The organism is Amycolatopsis sp. PSD-21 (genome assembly GCF_055561455.1).
In genome coordinates this window covers 2783368-2801150 of record NZ_CM145712.1, presented here as the reverse complement: position 1 = coordinate 2801150, position 17783 = coordinate 2783368, and the positions used below count along the sequence as shown (strand labels likewise).

The 17783-nt window shown below is 69.3% G+C and carries 18 protein-coding genes and 1 pseudogene; 11 read left to right on the top strand and 8 right to left on the bottom strand.

All coding sequences use genetic code 11. From position 1 onward, the window contains the following. Window positions 1-268: 268 nt before the first annotated feature. Window positions 269-1774: a PH domain-containing protein gene (locus ACZ1DY_RS13570; RefSeq protein WP_465484586.1), complete on the bottom strand. Its 1506-nt coding sequence runs from the start codon at window positions 1772-1774 to the stop codon at window positions 269-271. Next, the gene (locus ACZ1DY_RS13565; protein WP_257488130.1) at window positions 1771-2313 is read right to left on the bottom strand and encodes a PH domain-containing protein; all 543 of its coding nucleotides are present in this window, start codon (window positions 2311-2313) and stop codon (window positions 1771-1773) included. The genes ACZ1DY_RS13570 and ACZ1DY_RS13565 overlap by 4 nt, the downstream gene beginning before the upstream one ends. 55 nt (window positions 2314-2368) lie before the next feature. Here ACZ1DY_RS13565 and ACZ1DY_RS13560 point away from each other — a divergent pair, with 55 nt between their 5' ends. Next, the gene (locus ACZ1DY_RS13560) at window positions 2369-2986 is read left to right on the top strand and encodes a TetR/AcrR family transcriptional regulator (RefSeq protein ID WP_465484585.1); all 618 of its coding nucleotides are present in this window, start codon (window positions 2369-2371) and stop codon (window positions 2984-2986) included. On the opposite strand, the gene ACZ1DY_RS13555 is transcribed toward ACZ1DY_RS13560, so the two are convergent. The 4 genes from ACZ1DY_RS13555 to ACZ1DY_RS13540 are packed head-to-tail and all read right to left on the bottom strand — an operon-like array spanning window position 2971 to window position 6260. Next, complete coding sequence (locus ACZ1DY_RS13555; RefSeq protein ID WP_126729291.1) at window positions 2971-3333, bottom strand: winged helix-turn-helix transcriptional regulator; 363 nt, start codon at window positions 3331-3333, stop codon at window positions 2971-2973. The genes ACZ1DY_RS13560 and ACZ1DY_RS13555 overlap by 16 nt on opposite strands. A gap of 35 nt (window positions 3334-3368) precedes the next feature. Beyond that, on the bottom strand, window positions 3369-3950 hold the full coding sequence (locus tag ACZ1DY_RS13550) for a TetR/AcrR family transcriptional regulator (protein ID WP_126729949.1): 582 nt from the start codon (window positions 3948-3950) through the stop codon (window positions 3369-3371). 51 nt (window positions 3951-4001) lie between these two features. Further along, the gene (locus ACZ1DY_RS13545; protein WP_465484584.1) at window positions 4002-4439 is read right to left on the bottom strand and encodes an SRPBCC family protein; all 438 of its coding nucleotides are present in this window, start codon (window positions 4437-4439) and stop codon (window positions 4002-4004) included. A gap of 30 nt (window positions 4440-4469) precedes the next feature. Further along, window positions 4470-6260: a CocE/NonD family hydrolase gene (locus tag ACZ1DY_RS13540; RefSeq protein ID WP_465484583.1), complete on the bottom strand. Its 1791-nt coding sequence runs from the start codon at window positions 6258-6260 to the stop codon at window positions 4470-4472. A 73-nt stretch (window positions 6261-6333) separates the two neighbouring features. On the opposite strand from ACZ1DY_RS13540, the gene ACZ1DY_RS13535 reads away from it, so the two are divergent. The 10 genes from ACZ1DY_RS13535 (at window position 6334) to ACZ1DY_RS13490 (ending at window position 14944) form a co-directional block, all read left to right on the top strand. Further along, complete coding sequence (locus ACZ1DY_RS13535) at window positions 6334-6702, top strand: hypothetical protein (RefSeq protein ID WP_126729296.1); 369 nt, start codon at window positions 6334-6336, stop codon at window positions 6700-6702. Next, window positions 6699-6863: a hypothetical protein gene (locus tag ACZ1DY_RS13530; protein ID WP_465484582.1), complete on the top strand. Its 165-nt coding sequence runs from the start codon at window positions 6699-6701 to the stop codon at window positions 6861-6863. The genes ACZ1DY_RS13535 and ACZ1DY_RS13530 overlap by 4 nt, the downstream gene beginning before the upstream one ends. Before the next feature lie 12 nt (window positions 6864-6875). Further along, the gene (locus ACZ1DY_RS13525) at window positions 6876-7565 is read left to right on the top strand and encodes a response regulator (RefSeq protein ID WP_465484581.1); all 690 of its coding nucleotides are present in this window, start codon (window positions 6876-6878) and stop codon (window positions 7563-7565) included. Further along, window positions 7562-8911, top strand: coding sequence for a HAMP domain-containing sensor histidine kinase (locus ACZ1DY_RS13520; protein WP_465484580.1), 1350 nt, complete (start codon window positions 7562-7564; stop codon window positions 8909-8911). The genes ACZ1DY_RS13525 and ACZ1DY_RS13520 overlap by 4 nt, the downstream gene beginning before the upstream one ends. 4 nt (window positions 8912-8915) lie before the next feature. Continuing rightward, the gene (locus ACZ1DY_RS13515; protein WP_126729301.1) at window positions 8916-9824 is read left to right on the top strand and encodes a LysR family transcriptional regulator; all 909 of its coding nucleotides are present in this window, start codon (window positions 8916-8918) and stop codon (window positions 9822-9824) included. A 345-nt stretch (window positions 9825-10169) separates the two neighbouring features. Beyond that, window positions 10170-11327: a CaiB/BaiF CoA transferase family protein gene (locus ACZ1DY_RS13510; RefSeq protein ID WP_465484579.1), complete on the top strand. Its 1158-nt coding sequence runs from the start codon at window positions 10170-10172 to the stop codon at window positions 11325-11327. A gap of 10 nt (window positions 11328-11337) precedes the next feature. Further along, window positions 11338-12102: a crotonase/enoyl-CoA hydratase family protein gene (locus tag ACZ1DY_RS13505; protein ID WP_257488138.1), complete on the top strand. Its 765-nt coding sequence runs from the start codon at window positions 11338-11340 to the stop codon at window positions 12100-12102. A 1-nt stretch (window position 12103) separates the two neighbouring features. After that, window positions 12104-12850, top strand: coding sequence for an acetoacetate decarboxylase (locus ACZ1DY_RS13500; RefSeq protein WP_465485652.1), 747 nt, complete (start codon window positions 12104-12106; stop codon window positions 12848-12850). Then, complete coding sequence (locus ACZ1DY_RS13495) at window positions 12847-13773, top strand: 3-hydroxyacyl-CoA dehydrogenase NAD-binding domain-containing protein (RefSeq protein WP_465484578.1); 927 nt, start codon at window positions 12847-12849, stop codon at window positions 13771-13773. The genes ACZ1DY_RS13500 and ACZ1DY_RS13495 overlap by 4 nt, the downstream gene beginning before the upstream one ends. A gap of 1 nt (window position 13774) precedes the next feature. After that, window positions 13775-14944, top strand: coding sequence for an acyl-CoA dehydrogenase family protein (locus ACZ1DY_RS13490; protein ID WP_257488140.1), 1170 nt, complete (start codon window positions 13775-13777; stop codon window positions 14942-14944). 54 nt (window positions 14945-14998) lie between these two features. Here the strand turns inward: ACZ1DY_RS13490 and ACZ1DY_RS13485 are convergent. Both ACZ1DY_RS13485 and ACZ1DY_RS13480 read right to left on the bottom strand, forming a co-directional pair. Continuing rightward, a pseudogene (locus tag ACZ1DY_RS13485) lies at window positions 14999-16402 on the bottom strand (neutral zinc metallopeptidase); the annotation flags it as partial. Between the two features lie 98 nt (window positions 16403-16500). Further along, window positions 16501-17700 carry an LCP family protein gene (locus tag ACZ1DY_RS13480; protein ID WP_465484577.1) on the bottom strand — a complete coding sequence of 400 codons (1200 nt, stop codon included), beginning with the start codon at window positions 17698-17700 and terminating at the stop codon, window positions 16501-16503. Between the last annotated feature and the right edge of the window lie 83 nt (window positions 17701-17783).

The window sequence follows — 17783 nt, the reverse complement described above, 5'->3', positions numbered from 1 at the left end:
GGCCGAAGCGTCGGTGCCGGGGCCGCATGTCGCGAAAGCCACTTTCGGGACACCAGATGTCCCGAAAGTGGCTTTCGCGACGCCGGGCACCACCTGGCCGGCCGCGCACCCTCGCCGACGTTGCGAAAGCCACTTTCGCAACGTTGAAGGTTGCGAAAGTGGCTTTCGCAACTCGACGGGTCACCGGACGCGTGTGGATGAAGGGCCCCTTCGCCGCATCAGACACAGCGACGGGACCTTTCGCAACGTCGGTCGCCCGCCCGAAGCGTCAGCCCCGTTCCAAAAAGGGCGTCAGCAGCTCCGGCACGGACTCCTCCGCGAACAGCAGCCCCTGCTCCTCCCCCGCGTCGTACACCGAGTACGCCCCGGCACCGGCGGCCGTGGTCGCCACGACGGTCAGCAATCCCTTGCGCCGCTGGAAGATCGACTGTTTCACCGTCCAGCCGATCACGCCTTCGCGTTCCAGCGCGAACGTGCTCCGCCGCACGGTCCCGTGCCGCCCGACGAGGTATCGCCCGGTGATCCCGTGCCCGAGGTTGCGATAGGCGTCCAGCGCCAGCAGCACCGACACCGGCAGCAGCACGACACCGAGCGCGGCGCCGATCACCAGCAGGACCTCGGTCAGCAGGAACCCGAGGAGCGCGAAGATCGCCAGCAGGACCACCACCGAACCGACCCACCAGCGCAGCAGCCGTCCCCGCGCGGCGCGGGGGTGCCCGGTGAGCCGGACGGCTTCGGTCGGCGAAACGGGTTCGCGCAGGACCGCGGCGGCGACCCGGTTGGCCGTCGCGACGGGCGCGGCGGGCAGAAGCGTGTGGTAGTCGGTCTTGTCCTTGTCGGCGCTCTGCCGCATGCCGGTGGCGATCGCGTCGACCCGCGCCGCGCCGGAGATCCGGTTCCCGAGCGGCTCGACGAGGTCGACGCCCCGCATCCGGCGTTCCTCGATCGAGATCGAGCGCGTGGTGAACAGGCCGCGGCGCACCCGCAGCGTGCCGCCGGATTCGCGGTCGAGCCGGTAGTTCCACCACATCTCGATCCACAGGCCCAGCGCGCCTACCAGGCCGACGAGCATCGCGATCGCCAGCAGGATCAGGATCGCCACCACCAGCGGGATACCGCGGAACAGGCCGATCACCCAGTCGATCAGGCCTTTCTGCAGGCCCGCCCATTCGGAGATCTGCATGAGGCCACCACCGGCCGCGAGGCCCAGAGTCGGTGTCAGGAAAGACATCGGCGCGTAGCGGATCCAGCTCCGGTCCAGCTCGGCGAGCGGCGCGTCGTCGTCGGACTCCACGATTTCGGCGCGGCGCAACAGGTCCGCGCGCAACCGCTCGGCCTCGGCGCGAGAGACGGGATTGAGCTTGATCCGGCCCTGCCCGCCCGATTCGTGCGAACCGGTGCCGATGGTCACCACCGCGACGCCGAACAGCCGGTGCAGCGGGTTGGCCGTCAAGTCGACGTTGCGGATCCGTTCCCGCTGAAGGGATTTTCGCGAGCGGAACACCAGGGTGAACGCCGTCTCCAGCCGGTCCGGCGTGACCCGGTACCGCACACCCTTCCAGTAGAACAGTTCCGCCAGCACGCCGCCGCCGACGAGCACCACCGCGCCGGCGACGACCCAGGCGAGCGCGACCCAGAAGCTCGCGCCACCGCCCACGATCGCGAGCGTGGTCGGGATCGCGGCACCGACGGCCGCGCCGGTCATCATCACCGCGGTGACGGCGAGCGTCCGTTTGTCGAGTGTGCTCCAGCCCTCGAACTCGCCCGAGGTCATGTCGCGTCCCCCGGCGTCGCCTGCGTCGTTTCGGTGAGTTGCTCCGCCAGGCTCGCGGCCAGTTCGTGGTCGAGCCCGCGGATCTTGACCGCGCCCCGCGCCGACGCCGTGGTGACCGTGACGGTCGCGAGCTTGAACACCTGCTGCAGCGGACCGCGCAGGGTGTCCACGGTCTGGATCCGCGACATCGGCGCGACGCGCCACTCCTGCCAGAAGAACCCGGAACGCGCGTAGACCGCCGTCTCCGTGACCTCCCAGCGATGCACCTTGAACCACCACAGCGGCATCGCGATCACCCACACCAGGCCCAGCGCCGCGAACACCGCCGCCGGTGTCAGCAGCCAGAACCGCGCGGGCGCGATGAGCAGCCCGAGCACCACCAGTACCAGCACCGGCGCACCCCAGACGAGCGTTCCCTGCAGCCGCCACCAGCCCACGACCCGCTGATCCAGCGCGTTCCGCGGCGGCCTCAGCCGCACCTTCCCCCGTTCGGCTTCCACCGAAATCACCCCCGACGAATGTTTACAATGCGATCGCATCGTAATAGCGTCGGACAGTAGTGGCAATGCGATCGCATGGCAAACAGCGGAACGGATGGTGAGGGTGCCGAAGCAGGTGGATCACGCGGCGCGACGCGCGGAGATCGCCGAGGCGCTGACAAGGCTGACGGCCAAGCGCGGCCTCGAAGGAGTCAGCCTCCGGCACGTCGCCGCCGAAGCGGGTATGTCGATGGGCTTGGTGCAGCACTACTTCAAGACCAAGGACGAGATGCTGCTGTTCGCGGTCGAACGCCGCTCGCAGGTCTATGAAGAGCGCATCAAGGCCCAGCTGGAGGCCGGCGAACTGCCGTCGACGCCGAAGGCGATCATCCGCGCGATCATGGTCGAGATCCTGCCGCTCGACGAACGCCGGCGCGGCGACTGGCTGATGGGGGTCGCGTTCTTCATCCGCGCGATCTCCGATCCGTCGTTCGCGGCCGCGTTCACCGACGGCGTCCCCCAGCTGTTCGAGCTGTTCGCCCTCCTGATCCGGCAGGGCCAGGAAGCGGGCGATGTCGACAAGTCGGCCGACCCGATGCACGAATCCGCGATCCTCTGGGCGGTCGCCGACTCGCAGGGCACCAACATCGTGATGAAGCACCGCACGCCGGACGAGGCCCTGTCCACTGTGGACTACTACCTCGACCGGCTGTTCGGTCAGGCGGTGAGCTGACCGTCGTAGTTCTTGCGCGCGTCGAGGACCTCGCCCATGTGGACGCGAGCCCATTTGTCGAGCATCTCGAGCGGTTCGGCGAGGTTGCGTCCGAGCGCGGTCAGCTCGTACTCGACGTGCGGCGGGATCTCCGGGTAGGCGGTACGCGTCAGGATGCCGTCCCGGACGAGGCTGCGCAGCGTCTGGGTGAGGACCTTCTGCGAGATGCCGCGCACGCGTTTGCCGATCTCGGTGAACCGGAGCGGGCCGTCACCGAGCACGCCGACGATCAGCACGGTCCACTGATCGCCGATGCGGTCGAGCAGCGCACGGGTGGGGCAGTCGGGGTCGTACGGATCTCCGAGCACGTGACCTCCTCACTCTCCCCGGGAGAGTAACACGCCTAGCGAGAGGGGGTGGGCTGCATCAGCGCCTCGAACAGCAGGATCAGGTGACGGCGGCCGCGTTCCCAGCGCGCCTCCAGCTCGGTCTGGTCGCGGGTCGCCCAGCTGGCGATGAGGATGCCGCGGACGACGTCCATCGCCGTGTACACCGCGTGCAGGAACTCCGGATGCGCCGAATGATCCGGCAGCAGCGCCTTGCCGAATTCGACCAGGCTACTCGTCGCGATCGGCTCGACCACGGCCATCTGGGCGCGCAGTTCCGCGTCGGTCCGCGACGCCACCCACAGCTCGACGGTCGCCGAGAAGACCGGCCCCTGGTGCATCTCCCACAGCAGCTGCAACGCGTCCCCGACCGGATCGGCCGACGCCTTGAGCCGGTCGATCTCCGCCATCGCGACCTCGGTGCGTTTGGCCGCGAGATGCCGGATCGCGGAGGTGACGAGGTCGGTCTTGGTCGGGAAATGGTGCACCTGCGCGCCGCGGGTCACCCCGGCGCGATCCGCGACGCGGGTGGTCGTGGTGCCCGCGTAGCCGTATTCGACGAGACAGTCGATCGTGGCGTCGAGCAGCCTGACGCGCATCGCGGCGCTGCGTTCCTCCTGGGTGCGTCGTGGGGCTGCCATGGGCCTACTTTATGGTGCGCCGCGCGAGGCACGCGCCACGAGGCTCTCGACCATGCGCCCGATGAAGTGGCCGAGGAACCGGCGATGGAACCAGCCGGTGCCCGGGATCTTGGCGGTGAACGTGGAATGCCAGTGGATCTCGGTGCCGTTCCGCACGGGGGTGAGATCGACGTAGGCGCGGTAATCGCGCAGCGGGAGCCCCTTCTTCAGGGCGTAGCCGAAGCGCTTGCCAGGTTGGAGCGCGATGACCTCTTCGCAGCTGTGGACGCCGTTGGTGCTGAAGACGCCGATGGCGCCGAGACCGTTCTCGTCCCCCTTCTGGAGCAAGCGGAACGAGCCCATGGGTGACCAGTCGGGCCAACGCTCGCGGTCCACGAGGAGCGCGTAGACGGTTTCGGGGCTCGCACTCGTGTGGCCGTTGACGGAAATGCGCTGGATCTTCGCCATACGTGCTCCTTCTCTCTCGCATTCAGAGGACTAAACGTGGCCGAAGACGGGGACCGAGAGCGAAGTCCCGTCCAGCTCGAACGTCACCCGGGAGCCGAGAGCGGGCAGCGCCGGGTCGAACATGTCCCCGTCGGTCCCGCCGAGGACGAGCGCCAGCCGGTGCCCCGCCGGGACGACGTGGTCGAGGCTGCTCAGCCGGAACGTCATCGTGTACGCCTTGCCGGGCACGAGCGGTTCGCCGCGCCACAGCGAGCGATGGTGGCCGAGATCCGCCCAGCCGGTCGCCACGATCCGTTTGTCCACAGTGGTCAGATCGGCGACGGTGTCGAGGAAGCAGCCGGTGTCCGCGGCGGTGCCCGCGCCCCAGCAGGAACGGGTCGTCAGGTCCTTGGTGCCCAGCGCTGGGAACTTCGTGTTCCGCACGGTCGCGGGGCCGTAGTCGACCAGCACCGCGCCGATCCGCGCGGCGGGTTTGTCCGAGCGCGCGGTCACCGTGACGGTGGCGGTCCCGGCGACACGGGTGTCCGCCTGCACGGGTTCACCTGCGAAAACGAGCCGATCCGGGCTGGTCTCCGACGGGTTCTCCACCCACTGCGACGCCCCGCGCGCCGGATCGTCGGTCACCGAGGCCGTGCCTGACGACGGGCGATCCCCCAGTCCGTTCTCCGTGGGCCACAACACGCGCTGCCGGGTGGCGGGCGGCCAGCGGCGTTCGTCGGTCCAGCGATCCGGGGTGTGTTCGATCCGGATCGCGGGTTCGGTCTCGACGCCGTTGCGGACGCCGAGCAGCCAGCGGTCGAACCAGCGGTGCAGGGTCTTCACGAACAGCGACCGGTCGAGGTCGAACGGGTCGACGTGCGCCGCCTGGTGCAGCCACGCCTTGCGTGGCACACCGTGGGAGTTCAGCGCCTCCCACCACGGCCCGAACTGGATCGGGTTGACGTTGAGATCGTGGAAACCCATCGACGCGAAAACGCTCGCACGCACCTTGCCGGTCTTCGCGACGTAGTCGAGCCCGCGCCAGTAGTCGTTGAAATTCCCGTCCGTGCCCGCGAGCCGCGCGTTGTCCTCTTCGAACGGACGGCACAGCTTCTCGGCGCGCTCGTTGTAGAAACCCGGGCCGCCAGCCCAGCCGAAATAGGCGCCGTGCGAGTTGTGGACCTCGTAGTACGAGCTGACCCCGGCGATCGGCACGATGGTCTTCAGGCCTTCGATCCCGGACGCGGCCATCCCGATCGCCGTCGCCCCGTCCTGCGACTTCCCGATCGCGCCGACCGATCCGTTCGCCCACTCCGCCCGCACACGCTCGGGCCCGAACGGCGTGCGGAAGGCCTGTGCGCGCCCGTTGAGCCAGTCCACGACGCCGTTGCCGGACGCGACGTCGTCGAAGCACCCGGACGAGCGATTGGTGCCCCCGACGTCGACCAGCACGACCGCGTACCCGCGCGGGACGAAGTAGTTGTCGTAGAAGAGCGGGAACTGCGACGGCGTGCCGTCGGGGAGGTACGTCTTCGGCTGGCGTTCGTTGCCGCGCCCGACCTTCTCGAAGTACGGGCTGACGTCCATGATCACCGGAACGCGCTGCCCGCGCGCGGCCGGTTCCGCCGGGCGGATGATGTCGGCGGCGACCCGGTCGGTCCGCCCGTCGCGGTCGAGGTCCTGGCCGGTCTCCACCCAGGCGGTCTCCCGGATGGCCTTGTCGTAGGAGAACACCGGCTCGCTGACGCCGTCGCGCAGGACGAACGCGGGTGACGCGACGGCGGGTGCGGCGGTCAGCAGCAGTGTCGCCACCACGGTGGCGGTCAAGGTCTTGAGCCCCATCGTCCGAGTATCGCTTACAAAACCCGAACATTTCCCCGACATTCCTCGTATCCGGCCGCGCGACGCTCTTCGCATGCTGAAACACACCATCGCCGCCGGGCTCGTCGCGGCCGGACTCGTCGCTCTCGCCCCCGCCGCCTCGGCCCAGGCACCGATCACCCTGAGCCCCGAAGAATCCCAGACGCTGTGCGCCGAATGGCTGCCGAAGCTCACCCAGCGCACCACCAACCTCACCGAACGCATCAACGGCGGCCCCGAGGTCCGCGGTTCGGTGGCGAATCTCAAGGCCAGGGCCGAGGGCCAGCGCAAGAAGGGCCACAACGACGCCGCCGACAGGCTGCAGAAGCGCGCCGACAAGCGCAACGCCAGGCTGCCCGAGCTCACCACGGCGAAGCAGAAGCTCGACGCGTTCGCGAACGCGCACTGCAAGGCGGGCAAGTGAAACGTCTCCTGGCCGCCGGTTTGACCGCGCTCGCGCTGTTCGGCGCGGCCGGGTGTTCCGACGAAGAACCCGCTTCGAGCCCGGCGCCGGGACAGCTGAGCGACGTCCAGCAGACCCTCGACTCGATCGAGCAGGACATGGCAGGCGACCCCGCCCCGTGACAGGATCGGCCGGTGACGACGCAACCGGGACGCGGGCTGGTACTGGTCGTCGAGGACGACCCCGCGATCGCCGAACTCGCTTCGCTGTACCTGCGGCGGGACGGGTTCGGCGTGCACGTGGAGGCGGACGGCGGCGCGGCACTGGCCACGATCCGGCGGCTGCGCCCGGTCGCGATCGTGCTCGACATCGGACTGTCCGGAATGGACGGTATCGAGATCTGCCGGGCCCTGCGTGCGGACGGTGACTGGACGCCGGTGCTGTTCGTGACCGCGCGCGACGACGAACTGGACCGCTTGCTGGGCCTGGAGATCGGCGCCGACGACTACCTGACGAAACCGTTCAGCCCGCGTGAACTCTCGGCGAGGGTCCGGACCGTGCTGCGCCGCGCCGCCGGAACGCCTTCGCTCGCCGAGACCTACACGGCGGGCGGCGTCCGCGTCGACGTCACCCAGCGCCGTGTCTGGGCCGAAGACACCGAGATCGCGCTGACGTCGACCGAGTTCGAGCTGCTCACCCATCTGGTGCGGCGGCCCGGTCAGGTGTTCAGCCGCGAGCAGCTGCTCAGCTCCGTCTGGGGTTACGCGGCGTCGGCGGGCACGCGGACCGTCGACGTCCACATCGCCCAGCTGCGCGGGAAACTGGGCGAGCACAGTCCGATCAGGACGGTCCGCGGGATCGGTTACGCGGCGGACGCCGGATGAACCGGACCTCGCTCGCGCTGCGGATCACCATGGTGTGCCTCGCGGTCGCCGCGGTCGCGGTGGTGGTCGCCGGGCTGGTCGCGGCCCGGCTCATCCGCACCACCGGCAGCGACGTGCTCCGGCAGTCGCTTTCGGCGCAGGCCGACGTGGTCGCGAGCCAGCTCGACGAGACCGGCATCGGCAACCGGCTCCGCGTCGGGAAGGCCGCGGAAGTCGTTCGAGGGCAAGGGATCGACGTCGTCGTCCGCCGCCCGAACGGGACGATCGACGGCGACGGGACGGTCGCGGCCATCGCCGCCGCCAAAGCGGGATTCTCCCGCTCGGGCACGGTGGTCGTCGAAGGGCGGCAATACCTCGTCGAAGTCCGCGCGGTGGGCGAGAGAGGTGCCGCGTTCGCGCTGGTCCAGTCGACGGAGATCGGCGAGGCGCGCGGCAGGACGCTGGTGCGCAACACGGTGCTCGCACTCGGCGCCGGGCTGGCGGTCGCCGCGATCGCGGGGCTGCTGCTGAGCCGGATGCTGTCGCGGCCGCTGCGCCGGGCCGCGTCGGTGGCGAACGGGATGCGGGCCGGGCGCCGTGACCTGCGTGTTCCGGTCGAATGGCCGTCCGAGGTCGCGGACGTGGCGAAATCGGTCAACGAACTGGCCGACGCCCTGCGGTACAGCGAGGCGCGGCAGCGCGAGTTCCTGCTTTCGGTGTCGCACGAACTGCGGACGCCGCTGACCGCCGTCACCGGGTTCGCCGAGGCGATCGGTGACGGCGTGGCCGAAGGCGAGGACGCGCGCCGCGCCGGGCAGACCATCCATCGCGAGGCGGAACGGCTGGAACGCCTGGTCAGCGACCTGCTGGAGCTGGCACGGCTCGGTGCGGACGAGTTCCGCCTCGATCCGGCGCGCCTCGATCTCGCGGCGCTGGTCGACGAATGCGCGGACGTCTGGCGGCTGCGCTGCGCGCGGCAGGACGTCACGCTGCTGGTGGAGCGGCCGGCAGGCGAGGTGCCGGTCGTCGCCGATCCGCGGCGGCTCCGCCAGGTCGTCGACGGACTGGCCGAGAACGCCCTGCGCGTGACCCCGGCGGGCGCGCCGATCGTGTTCTCCCTGGTGACGGCCGATGGGCAGGCCCGGCTGGCGGTGCGGGACGGCGGGCCCGGGCTGGCGCCGGAGGACTACCCGGTCGCGTTCGAGCGCGGGGTGTTGAACCGGCGGTATCGCGACAGCCGTCCGGTCGGTTCGGGCATCGGGCTCGCGCTGGCGCACGGCCTGGTCACCCGCATGGGCGGGACGCTGACGGCGGGCCCGGCGCCCGAAGGCGGGGCCGCGTTCACGGTGACTCTGCGGTTAGGGTGAACGCGTGGAGATGTTGCACCTGCGGTATTTCGTGGCCGTCGCCGAGGAACTGAACTTCTCCCAGGCGGCCCGCAGACTGCATATGGCCGCCTCCCCGCTGAGCCAGCGCATCAAGGATCTCGAACACGAACTGGGTCACCGGCTGTTCGACCGCAGCACGCATCACGTCACGCTCACCGCGGCGGGCACCGCGCTGCTGCCGATCGCGCGGGACGTCCTCGAACAGGTCAACGCGATCCCCTGGCGGTTGCAGGAGGCGGTGAAACCCCGGCGGAGCACCGTGTTCATCGGCATCCCCGCCGGCGTGCACCCGGCCCTGCGGGAACGGGTCAAACGTCTGGAAGAACGCTGCCGCGACCGCTTCGAACTCAAGCGCTGGCCGGGCACGACACCCGATCTGGTCGCCGCGGTGCACCAGGGCAAACTGGCGTTGTCGCTGGTCCGGATGCCGGTCACCGATCCCGCGCTGGAGATCGTCCCGGTGCAGGTGGAGCGGCTCGGCGCCGTCGTCCCGGCCGATCGGTTCGCCGGACGGGAGACCGTCACCATCGCCGAATTGAGCGATCTGTCCTATATCCCGTCCGCCTCGGAAAGCATTCCGGCCTATTCGGACGATATGGACCACACGCTGTCGAAGGCGGGCATCAAGAAAAGGCTCAAAGTCGGCGGAACCGAATATTCGGGTATTTCCGAACTGGTGGCGAACGGTTCGTCGTTCTCGATCACGATGCTGGATCCGGCCAGCCCGATGCATCTGTTCCTCGTCGACGGCGCCACCATCCTCCCGTTCTCGGATTTCCGGCCCCGGCTGGAGACCGCCTTGGTCTGGCGACGGGACCGGGCCGAGGAGGGCGACCTCGCCGAACTGGTGGCCGGAGTGCGGGAGATCTTCGCCGAACCGCTTTCGACCTGACCGAGACCCCCTCGGCAGCTTGACGGGGAGACGGTGTTGCGAAAGCCACTTTCGCAACGTTGAAGGTTGCGAAAGTGGCTTTCGCAACACCCCCAGCGGGTTCCCCGATGTCGCGAAAGCCACTTTCAGGACATCCGACGTCCCGAAAGTGGCTTTCGCGACATCCGAGAGCGGCACGCGGACGGCCAGGACAGAACGAAACGGCGCCCACTCGCGACCACGATCCCCAACCCAAGAATGGTATGACCACCGTGGTCATACCATTCTTCGTTTCTTGATCATTCCCTTTCCCGCAATTCGCGCCTAATTTCGGTTGTAGAGCGAACAACGGCGAAGGGAAAGCAAATGACTCAAACCGCCACCGGCCCGCTGGACGGCGTTCGCGTGATCGACCTCTCGACGGTCGTCATGGGCCCGTACGCCGCGCAGATCCTCGGCGACCTCGGCGCCGACGTGATCAAGATCGAGTCCCCCGCCGACACCGTGCGGGTGGGCAGGTTCCGCACGACGCCGGGCATGACTCCGCTCAACTTGAACGTGAACCGCAACAAGCGCAGCGTCGTCCTCAACCTCAAGGACGAAGAGGAGCGCGAGCAGGCGCTCGAGCTGATCGACACCGCCGACGTGCTGATCACCAACATGCGCCCCGGCGCGCTGAGCAGGCTCGGCATGGACTACGCCGACCTCGCCGCCCGCAACCCCGGCCTGGTCTACGCCCACGCGCAAGGATTCCGCGGTGACTCAGACCGCGCCGGGCACGCCGCCTACGACGAGACCGTGCAGGCGTCGTCCGGGCTGGTCGACGTCGCGAACCGCGCCCTGGGCAAGCCGGTCTACCTGCCGACGATCATCGGCGACAAGGTCTCCTCACTGACCATCGCCTACACCGTGCTCGCCGCGCTGGTGCACCGCGACCGGACCGGCGAGGGCCAGCGGGTCGAGATCCCGATGACGGACACCCTGATCGCGTTCAACCTCGTCGAGCATCTCGCCGGGCACGTCTTCGAGCCCGCGGAGGGCCCGACCGGGTTCGGCCCGTCGCTGAACCCCGGCCACCAGGCGGTGCACACCAAGGACGGCATGGCCTGCGTGATCCCCTACAACCCGCGGAACTTCCGCGACTTCTTCCACGCCGCCGGGCGGCCGGAACTGGCCGAGGACCCGCGGGTCAACGGCGACGCGATCGACGGCGCCGACCACGAGGCGCTGGCCGAGATGATCGCCGAATGCGCCCCGGCGCTGACCACCGAAGAATGGACCGAGGTCTGCGCTAAGCACAGCATCCCGATGGCCCCCGTCCTCGAACTCGACAAGGCGCAGGACGACGAGTACGTCCGCGACGGTCACCTGCTCGACGTCGTCGAGCACCCGAGCGAGGGCTCGATCCGCACCATCGGCATCCCCGTCAAGTTCTCCGCGACCCCCGGTTCCGTCCGGCGCCTGGCACCCCTGCCGGGTCAGGACACCGAAGAGGTCCTGCGCGAACTCGCCACCACTCGCTGAGGAAGAAATCATGAGCACGGAAGTACGGACGGAACGGGTCGGCGGCACGCTGCTGATCACGATCGACCGGCCGTCGGCCCGCAACGCGGTGAACGCCGCCGTCGCGGCGGGCCTGGCCGAAGCACTCGACCTCCTGGAGACCGATCCCGCGCTGCGGGCCGGGGTCCTGACCGGCGCCGACGGTTCGTTCAGCGCCGGGATGGATCTCAAGGCGGCGCTGAAGGGCGAGTCTCCCGAGATCCCCGGGCGCGGGTTCGGCGGCCTGACCGAGGCCGAGCTGTCGAAGCCGCTGATCGCGGCCGTCGAAGGCTGGGCGATGGGCGGTGGCTTCGAGCTGGCGCTGGGCTGCGACTTGATCGTCGCCGCCGAAGACGCGAAGTTCGGGCTGCCCGAGGTGAAACGCGGGCTGATCGCCGCCGGGGGTGGCGTGATCCGGCTGCCGAAGCGGATCCCGCATCACCTGGCGATGGAGTTCCTGCTCACCGGCGAGCCGATCGGCGCCGAACGCGCCGGAAGCCTCGGTCTGGTGAACCGGGTCGTCCCGAGCGGGGAGGCCGCCGCGGTCGCGCTGCAACTGGCCGAGCAGATCGCCGCCAACGCTCCCCTGGCGCTCGCCCTGGTCAAGAAGATCGTCCGCGCGGCGGACGGCGTGCCCGACGCGCAAGCGTTTGCCACCCAGCGTTCGGAGCTTCCGGCGCTGATGAAGTCGGCCGACGTCCGTGAGGGCATGCGGGCCTTCGCCGAGCGCCGCGCTCCACAGTGGACAGGTGAGTGAGATGAACCAGCAGGACGTTCTCCGGCATGTGACCACGCCGCTCACGAACCCGGCGTACGCGCCGGTGGTGCCCCGGTTCACGAACCGCGAGTACCTGAACATCGTCTACCGCACCGACGCCGGCGCCCTGCGCGCCGTCGTGCCGGAGCCGCTGGAGATCGACGAGCCGCTGGTGCGGTTCGAGGTGATGAAGATGGGCGACGTCAGCGGTTACGGGCCCTACACCGAGTCCGGGCAGGCGATTCCGGTGAGCTTCGAGGGCGAACGTGGCGAGTACCTGCACGCGATGTACCTCGACAACTTCCCGGCCACCGCGTCCGGCCGCGAGATCAGCGCCTACCCGAAGACCATCGGCTCGCCGAGGTTGTTCGCCGAGAACGGCGCGCTCGTCGGGACGCTCGACTACGGCAGCCAGCGCGTCGCGACCGCGACCATGGGCTACAAGCACCACCGGCTGGACGCGGCCGAGGCCGAAACGCAGATCACCGTGCCGACGTTCATGCTCAAGACCATCCCGGACTACGACGGTTCGCCCCGGCTCTTCGAACTGGTCCGCACCGAGATCACCGACGTGGTGGTCAAGGAAGCGTGGACCGGGCCGGCGCGGCTGCAACTGTTCCAGCACGTGCTGGCCCCGCTCGCCGACCTCCCGGTGCTGGAGGTCGTTTCGGCGAGCCACATCCTCACCGACCTGACACTCGCCCCGGTCAAGCCGGTCTTCGACTACTTGAAGGGAGCTCGGTCATGACTTTTCGCACCGCCGCGGTGATCGGCGCGGGCACCATCGGCCTGTCGTGGACGGCGTTGTTCGCCGCGCACGGCATGGAGGTCCGGGTCTCGGATCCGCGGCCGGATCTCGCCGACGCCGTCGCCGGCGCGCTGGAGACGTTCGCCCCGCATCTCGGCCGGAGCGCCGCGGACCTCGCCCCTCGGGTCCACCTCGCCGCGGATGTCTCCGAAGCCGTCCGAGACGCGGATGTCGTGCAGGAGAACGGACCCGAGAACGTCGAGTTCAAAAAGGACCTGTTCGCGACGCTGGTCCGCGAGGCGCCGTCGCACGCGCTGCTGCTCAGTTCGTCTTCGGCGATCCCTTCGACCGCGTTCGCCTCGGAGCTGGACGACGCGTCGCGGGTCCTGATCGGGCACCCGTTCAACCCGCCGCACCTGATCCCGCTGGTCGAGGTCGTTCCCGGTGAACGCACCAGCTCCGAGTCGGTCGAGCGGGCCGTCGAGTTCTACCGGTTCGCCGGCCGCACGCCGGTGGTGGAACGCAAGGAGATCCCCGGCTTCGTCGGCAACCGGCTGCAGAACGCGCTGAGCCGCGAGGCGATCTACCTGGTGGAGCAGGGTGTCGTGTCACCGTCCGAACTGGACGCGGTGATGACGAACTCGCTCGGCATCCGCTGGTCGACCGTCGGGCCGTTCCTCGGCTCGCATCTGGGCGGCGGTCCCGGCGGCTACCGGCACATGGCCGAGCACATCGGCAAATCGATGAAGCAGATGTGGGCGGGCCTCGGCACGCCCTCGCAGGACCCCGAAGAACAGGAACGGCTCATCGAAGCCGTGGAATCCGCTTACGGCTCCTCCACGTACTCGGAACTCGCCGAGACGCGCGACCGCAAGCAGCTCGCCGTGCTGTCCGCTTTGGACAGTGCCAGGGAGGAGAACTGAAATGACCGCCGACTTCTACGCCTACGAGGACCTGCTGCCCGAGGAGGAGCGCAAGCTGCTGCTCAAGACGCGTGACTTCATGCGCACCGAGGTCAAGCCGCTGGTGAACGAGTACTGGGCCAAGGGCGAGTTCCCGCACGAACTCGTCGGCAAGTTCCGCGAACTCGGCCTCGCCGGGCTGCCCTACGAGGGCTACGGCGAGCACCTTCCGGCCACCAGCCACCTGCTCAGCGGCATGATGGCGATGGAGATGACCCGCACGGACCCGTCGGTGGCGACGTTCTTCGGTGTCCACAACGGACTCGCGATGTACAGCATCTACTCGGGCGGCGACCAGGAACAGCGCGACCGCTGGCTCCCGTCGATGGCGGCGATGGACAAGATCGGCGCCTTCGCGATGACCGAGCCGCTCGGCGGTTCCGACGTCGCGGGCGGCATGCGGACGACGGCCCGTCGCGAGGGCGACACCTGGATCCTCAACGGCGCCAAGAAATGGATCGGCAACGCGACCTTCGCGGACCTCGTCATCGTGTGGGCCCGCGACGAGGCGGACAACCATGTCAAGGGTTTCGTGGTCGAGAAGGACTCACCGGGATTCGTCCCGGTCAAGATCGAGAACAAGTTCGCGTTCCGGATCGTGGAGAACGCCGAGATCACGCTGACCGACGTGCGGGTGCCGGAGGCGAACCGGCTACAGGGCATCGATTCGTTCCGCGACGTCGCCGAGATCCTGCGCGCGACCCGCGGCGGCGTGGCGTGGCAGGCGCTGGGCGTGATGATCGGCGCCTACGAGCTGGCGTTGGACTACGCCAAGGAACGCGAGCAGTTCGGCCGTCCGATCGCGCGGTTCCAGCTGGTGCAGGATCTGCTGGTGAAGAGCCTCGGCAACATCACCGCGTCGTGGGGCATGCTGGTGCAGCTGGCCAGGCTGCAGGACGCCGGGATCTTCAAGGACGAACACTCGTCGCTGGCGAAGGCCTTCGTGACGTCGCGCATGCGGGAGGTCGTCGCCTGGGGCCGCGAGATCTTCGGCGGCAACGGGATCGTGCTGGACAACGACATCATGCGGTTCTTCACCGACGCCGAGGCGATCTACTCGTTCGAGGGCACCCGGGAGATGAACACGCTGATCGTCGGGAAGGCGATCACCGGCCAGAGCGCCTTCGTGTGACCTGAGCGCGCGTGAAGGCCCCCTTCCCTCGGCTGAGCCGAGGGAAGGGGGCCTTCACGCGCGATACTTCTCGCCGCACGTCTCCTGGCTGCCGGAGGAGAAGCCGTCACGGAAGGCGGCGACCCTGGCGAACCCGGCCGGGAGTGTCCGGCCCCGGACATCCGCCGCGATCAGGCTGTTCCGCGTCAGCATCTCGGCGATCGCCTCGTCGAGGTCGCCCGGTGACAACGCGAGGGCCCCGCCGTCCGCGAGGGTCGACGCCCAGAACCCGGTCAGGCAGGCGGTGCGTTGCGCGGCCACCGGTCCGTCGAGCCGGAACCCGCCCTCCTGCTGGACCGCGAGCGTGTAGCGCGACGCGACCTCGGCGAACGCGGCGAAGTCACCGATGCCGCCCTGTCGTCCCCTGCGCGGCGGGGTGCCGATGCGGACCAGGCCGTCGAGGTCGAGGTTGATCTGGTTGGACTCCGAGCAATACGAGGCGAGCGCGTCCTCCGCCGTCACACCGCAGGCGGCTCCGGTGGTGAGCGTCGGCGGGGTGGCCGCGAGCCGGAAGGCCTGCCGCAGGCTGGTGGTGAGGTCGGCGAGTGCCCGACTGTCGTCGAGGCGGACGTTCTCCGCCGCCGAACCGGATCCGGCCTGGGTGCTCCGGCCCTCGATCTCGCGCTCGTCGATCTTCGCGCACCGGGCGGGCCCGTCGGTGAAGCCGAACTGGAACGCGGACACCCGGTCGAACGCGTTGCCGTGCGCGCCGTCGTCGTCGAAGGCCACCCCCGCGGAGTCCCGGATCCGGAACAACGCCGTGAGCACTTCGTTGAGCCCGCGGCCGGTGGACACCTGGAACATCGGCGACCGGCCCTCGGCCACCCAGCGGAAGTACGCCCCGGTGTAGCAGTCGGCCTGCTGCTCCTTGACGATCGACGGGCTCGCGGCGGGCAGCCCCAGCCGGAACTGGACGGCGTGGCCGATCTCGTGGGCGAGTACCGCCATGACCGCCGCCGGGCCGAGGGAATCGTTGAGCGACGGCAGCAACTCCCCGCGATCCCAGGCGACGACGTCCGGCCCCGAGCAGTAGAAGGCGTTCACCAGACCCGCCGTCGAGGCACCGCAGATCACGCGGCCGCGGCCCGCCGAATCGTAGGAGACGAGAGTGCTCAGCGGCCGGAACTCGCGTTCGAAGGTCGCGGGCAGATGCTCGCGCCAGTACCCCTGGACGTCGGCGACGGCGTTGGCCGCGAGCCTGTCGATCTCGCCGCCGTCGCCACCGTCGACCGGGAGCCCGTCGTCCAGGACGCCGGGTTTGAGACCGCTGGGACCGTCGGTGACCTCGAGCCCGGCGACCCTGGTGGGATCCACCGGTTGTGCCACTCCGCCCACGGTCGCGGCACAACCGGCGAGGCAGAGGGCGAGACTCACCAGGATCGTCCAGCGCTTCATCACACCATCCCCGTCGCCGTGGCCACCCCTGACTCCAGGGACACGGACGGCGGCGCGGCGCGGTTCAAAAGAATCTTGGGGCGCTCACGGGGGCGACCGGCGCAATCACCCGGCTGATTGCCTCAGTTCACGCAGCCGGCCATCGCGGGCGGCGTGGAAGCAGTGGAAGACGAAGGCGGCGCGGCGATCGAAGAAGTCGCCGCGACCGGCTTGATCCCGATCCCGCCGGTCGGCTCCCCCACCGCGGCGACGCTCGTCGAGTTCAGCGCGGCCTTCACGAACGCCTGCACCTCGGCCGGATCCACCTTCACCGCGTCGCCGTCCGACGGCGTCGGCAGGGAGAGACTCTGGACCGGGATCGTCTGGAACTTCAGCGCCCCGGAACTCATGCCCCGCAACTGCTGCGCGAAGCTGAGCACGTCCCAGCCGCGGTCGAGCACGACCGAACCCTGGACCGCGCCGACCAGCGCGCTCAGCCTGGTGGGATCGGTGAAGGTCCCGGCGTCCAGGACGGTCTTGGCCATGCTCGACAGGAACGCCTGCTGCCGGGCGATGCGGTCGAGGTCGCTGGGCAGCCCGTGCCGCTGCCGCACGAAGGCGAGCGCCTGCGGCCCGGAGAGCAGCTGTTTGCCCGCCGGGAACGACGCCCCGGAGAACTTGTCCCGCACCGGTTCGTTGAGGCAGACCTCGACGCCGCCGACGGCTTCGCTCAGCGCGGAGAACCCGGCGAGGTTGACCGCCGCGTAGTGGTTGATCGACAGCCCGGTGAACCGCTCGATCGTCTGGATCGTGAGTTTGGCGCCCGCCTCGTTGGCCTTGACCTCGAGCTCCGGACCGGAGAGGCCCTGCGCGCGCAGCGAGTTCATCGCGGCGTTCTTGCCGCGGCTGTACGCCGAATTGATCTTGTGCTTGCCGAGTCCGCCCGCGATGTCCACATAGGAATCACGCGGGATCGAGATGGCCGTCGCGGCCGCGCCGCCCGCCGGGATGTGGACGATGATCATGGTGTCGGTGGTGTCACCGCCGTCGTCGCTGTCCCCGGCGTGCAACGCGTCGAGGACGTTCTGCGGCAACGGGTTCCCGTTCGCGTCGGTGCGGGAGTCGATGCCGACGAGCAGGATGTTCTGCGCCACCTTCAGCGGTTCCCCCGCCGGGCCCACGGGCATCTGGGCGGAGGGCGCGATGACGTCGGCCGTGACGATCGCTTGGTCCAAACGGCTCAGCTGGGTCCACGCGAAACCCGTGACACCCAGTACGGCCGTCGACACCAGGCCCAGTGCGACGCGGCCGCCGATCCGCCGTCCTCGCGACGTGAGCAGCACGACTTCTCCCCGCTTCCGTGAATGATCCCCCGCATTCGAGGATCACCGCGTTAGCTGGGAATTACCTGAGAAACGTGTCATAA

Excerpts from the sequence above, each read along its gene's own strand:
- ACZ1DY_RS13570 (WP_465484586.1), bottom strand. The coding sequence starts at position 1,774 with ATGACCTCGGGCGAGTTCGAGGGCTGGAGCACACTCGACAAACGGACG.
- ACZ1DY_RS13565 (WP_257488130.1), bottom strand. The coding sequence starts at position 2,313 with ATGCGATCGCATTGTAAACATTCGTCGGGGGTGATTTCGGTGGAAGCC.
- ACZ1DY_RS13560 (WP_465484585.1), top strand. The coding sequence starts at position 2,369 with ATGGTGAGGGTGCCGAAGCAGGTGGATCACGCGGCGCGACGCGCGGAG.
- ACZ1DY_RS13550 (WP_126729949.1), bottom strand. The coding sequence starts at position 3,950 with ATGCGCGTCAGGCTGCTCGACGCCACGATCGACTGTCTCGTCGAATAC.
- ACZ1DY_RS13545 (WP_465484584.1), bottom strand. The coding sequence starts at position 4,439 with ATGGCGAAGATCCAGCGCATTTCCGTCAACGGCCACACGAGTGCGAGC.
- ACZ1DY_RS13540 (WP_465484583.1), bottom strand. The coding sequence starts at position 6,260 with ATGGGGCTCAAGACCTTGACCGCCACCGTGGTGGCGACACTGCTGCTG.
- ACZ1DY_RS13535 (WP_126729296.1), top strand. The coding sequence starts at position 6,334 with ATGCTGAAACACACCATCGCCGCCGGGCTCGTCGCGGCCGGACTCGTC.
- ACZ1DY_RS13520 (WP_465484580.1), top strand. The coding sequence starts at position 7,562 with ATGAACCGGACCTCGCTCGCGCTGCGGATCACCATGGTGTGCCTCGCG.
- ACZ1DY_RS13510 (WP_465484579.1), top strand. The coding sequence starts at position 10,170 with ATGACTCAAACCGCCACCGGCCCGCTGGACGGCGTTCGCGTGATCGAC.
- ACZ1DY_RS13505 (WP_257488138.1), top strand. The coding sequence starts at position 11,338 with ATGAGCACGGAAGTACGGACGGAACGGGTCGGCGGCACGCTGCTGATC.
- ACZ1DY_RS13500 (WP_465485652.1), top strand. The coding sequence starts at position 12,104 with ATGAACCAGCAGGACGTTCTCCGGCATGTGACCACGCCGCTCACGAAC.
- ACZ1DY_RS13495 (WP_465484578.1), top strand. The coding sequence starts at position 12,847 with ATGACTTTTCGCACCGCCGCGGTGATCGGCGCGGGCACCATCGGCCTG.
- ACZ1DY_RS13490 (WP_257488140.1), top strand. The coding sequence starts at position 13,775 with ATGACCGCCGACTTCTACGCCTACGAGGACCTGCTGCCCGAGGAGGAG.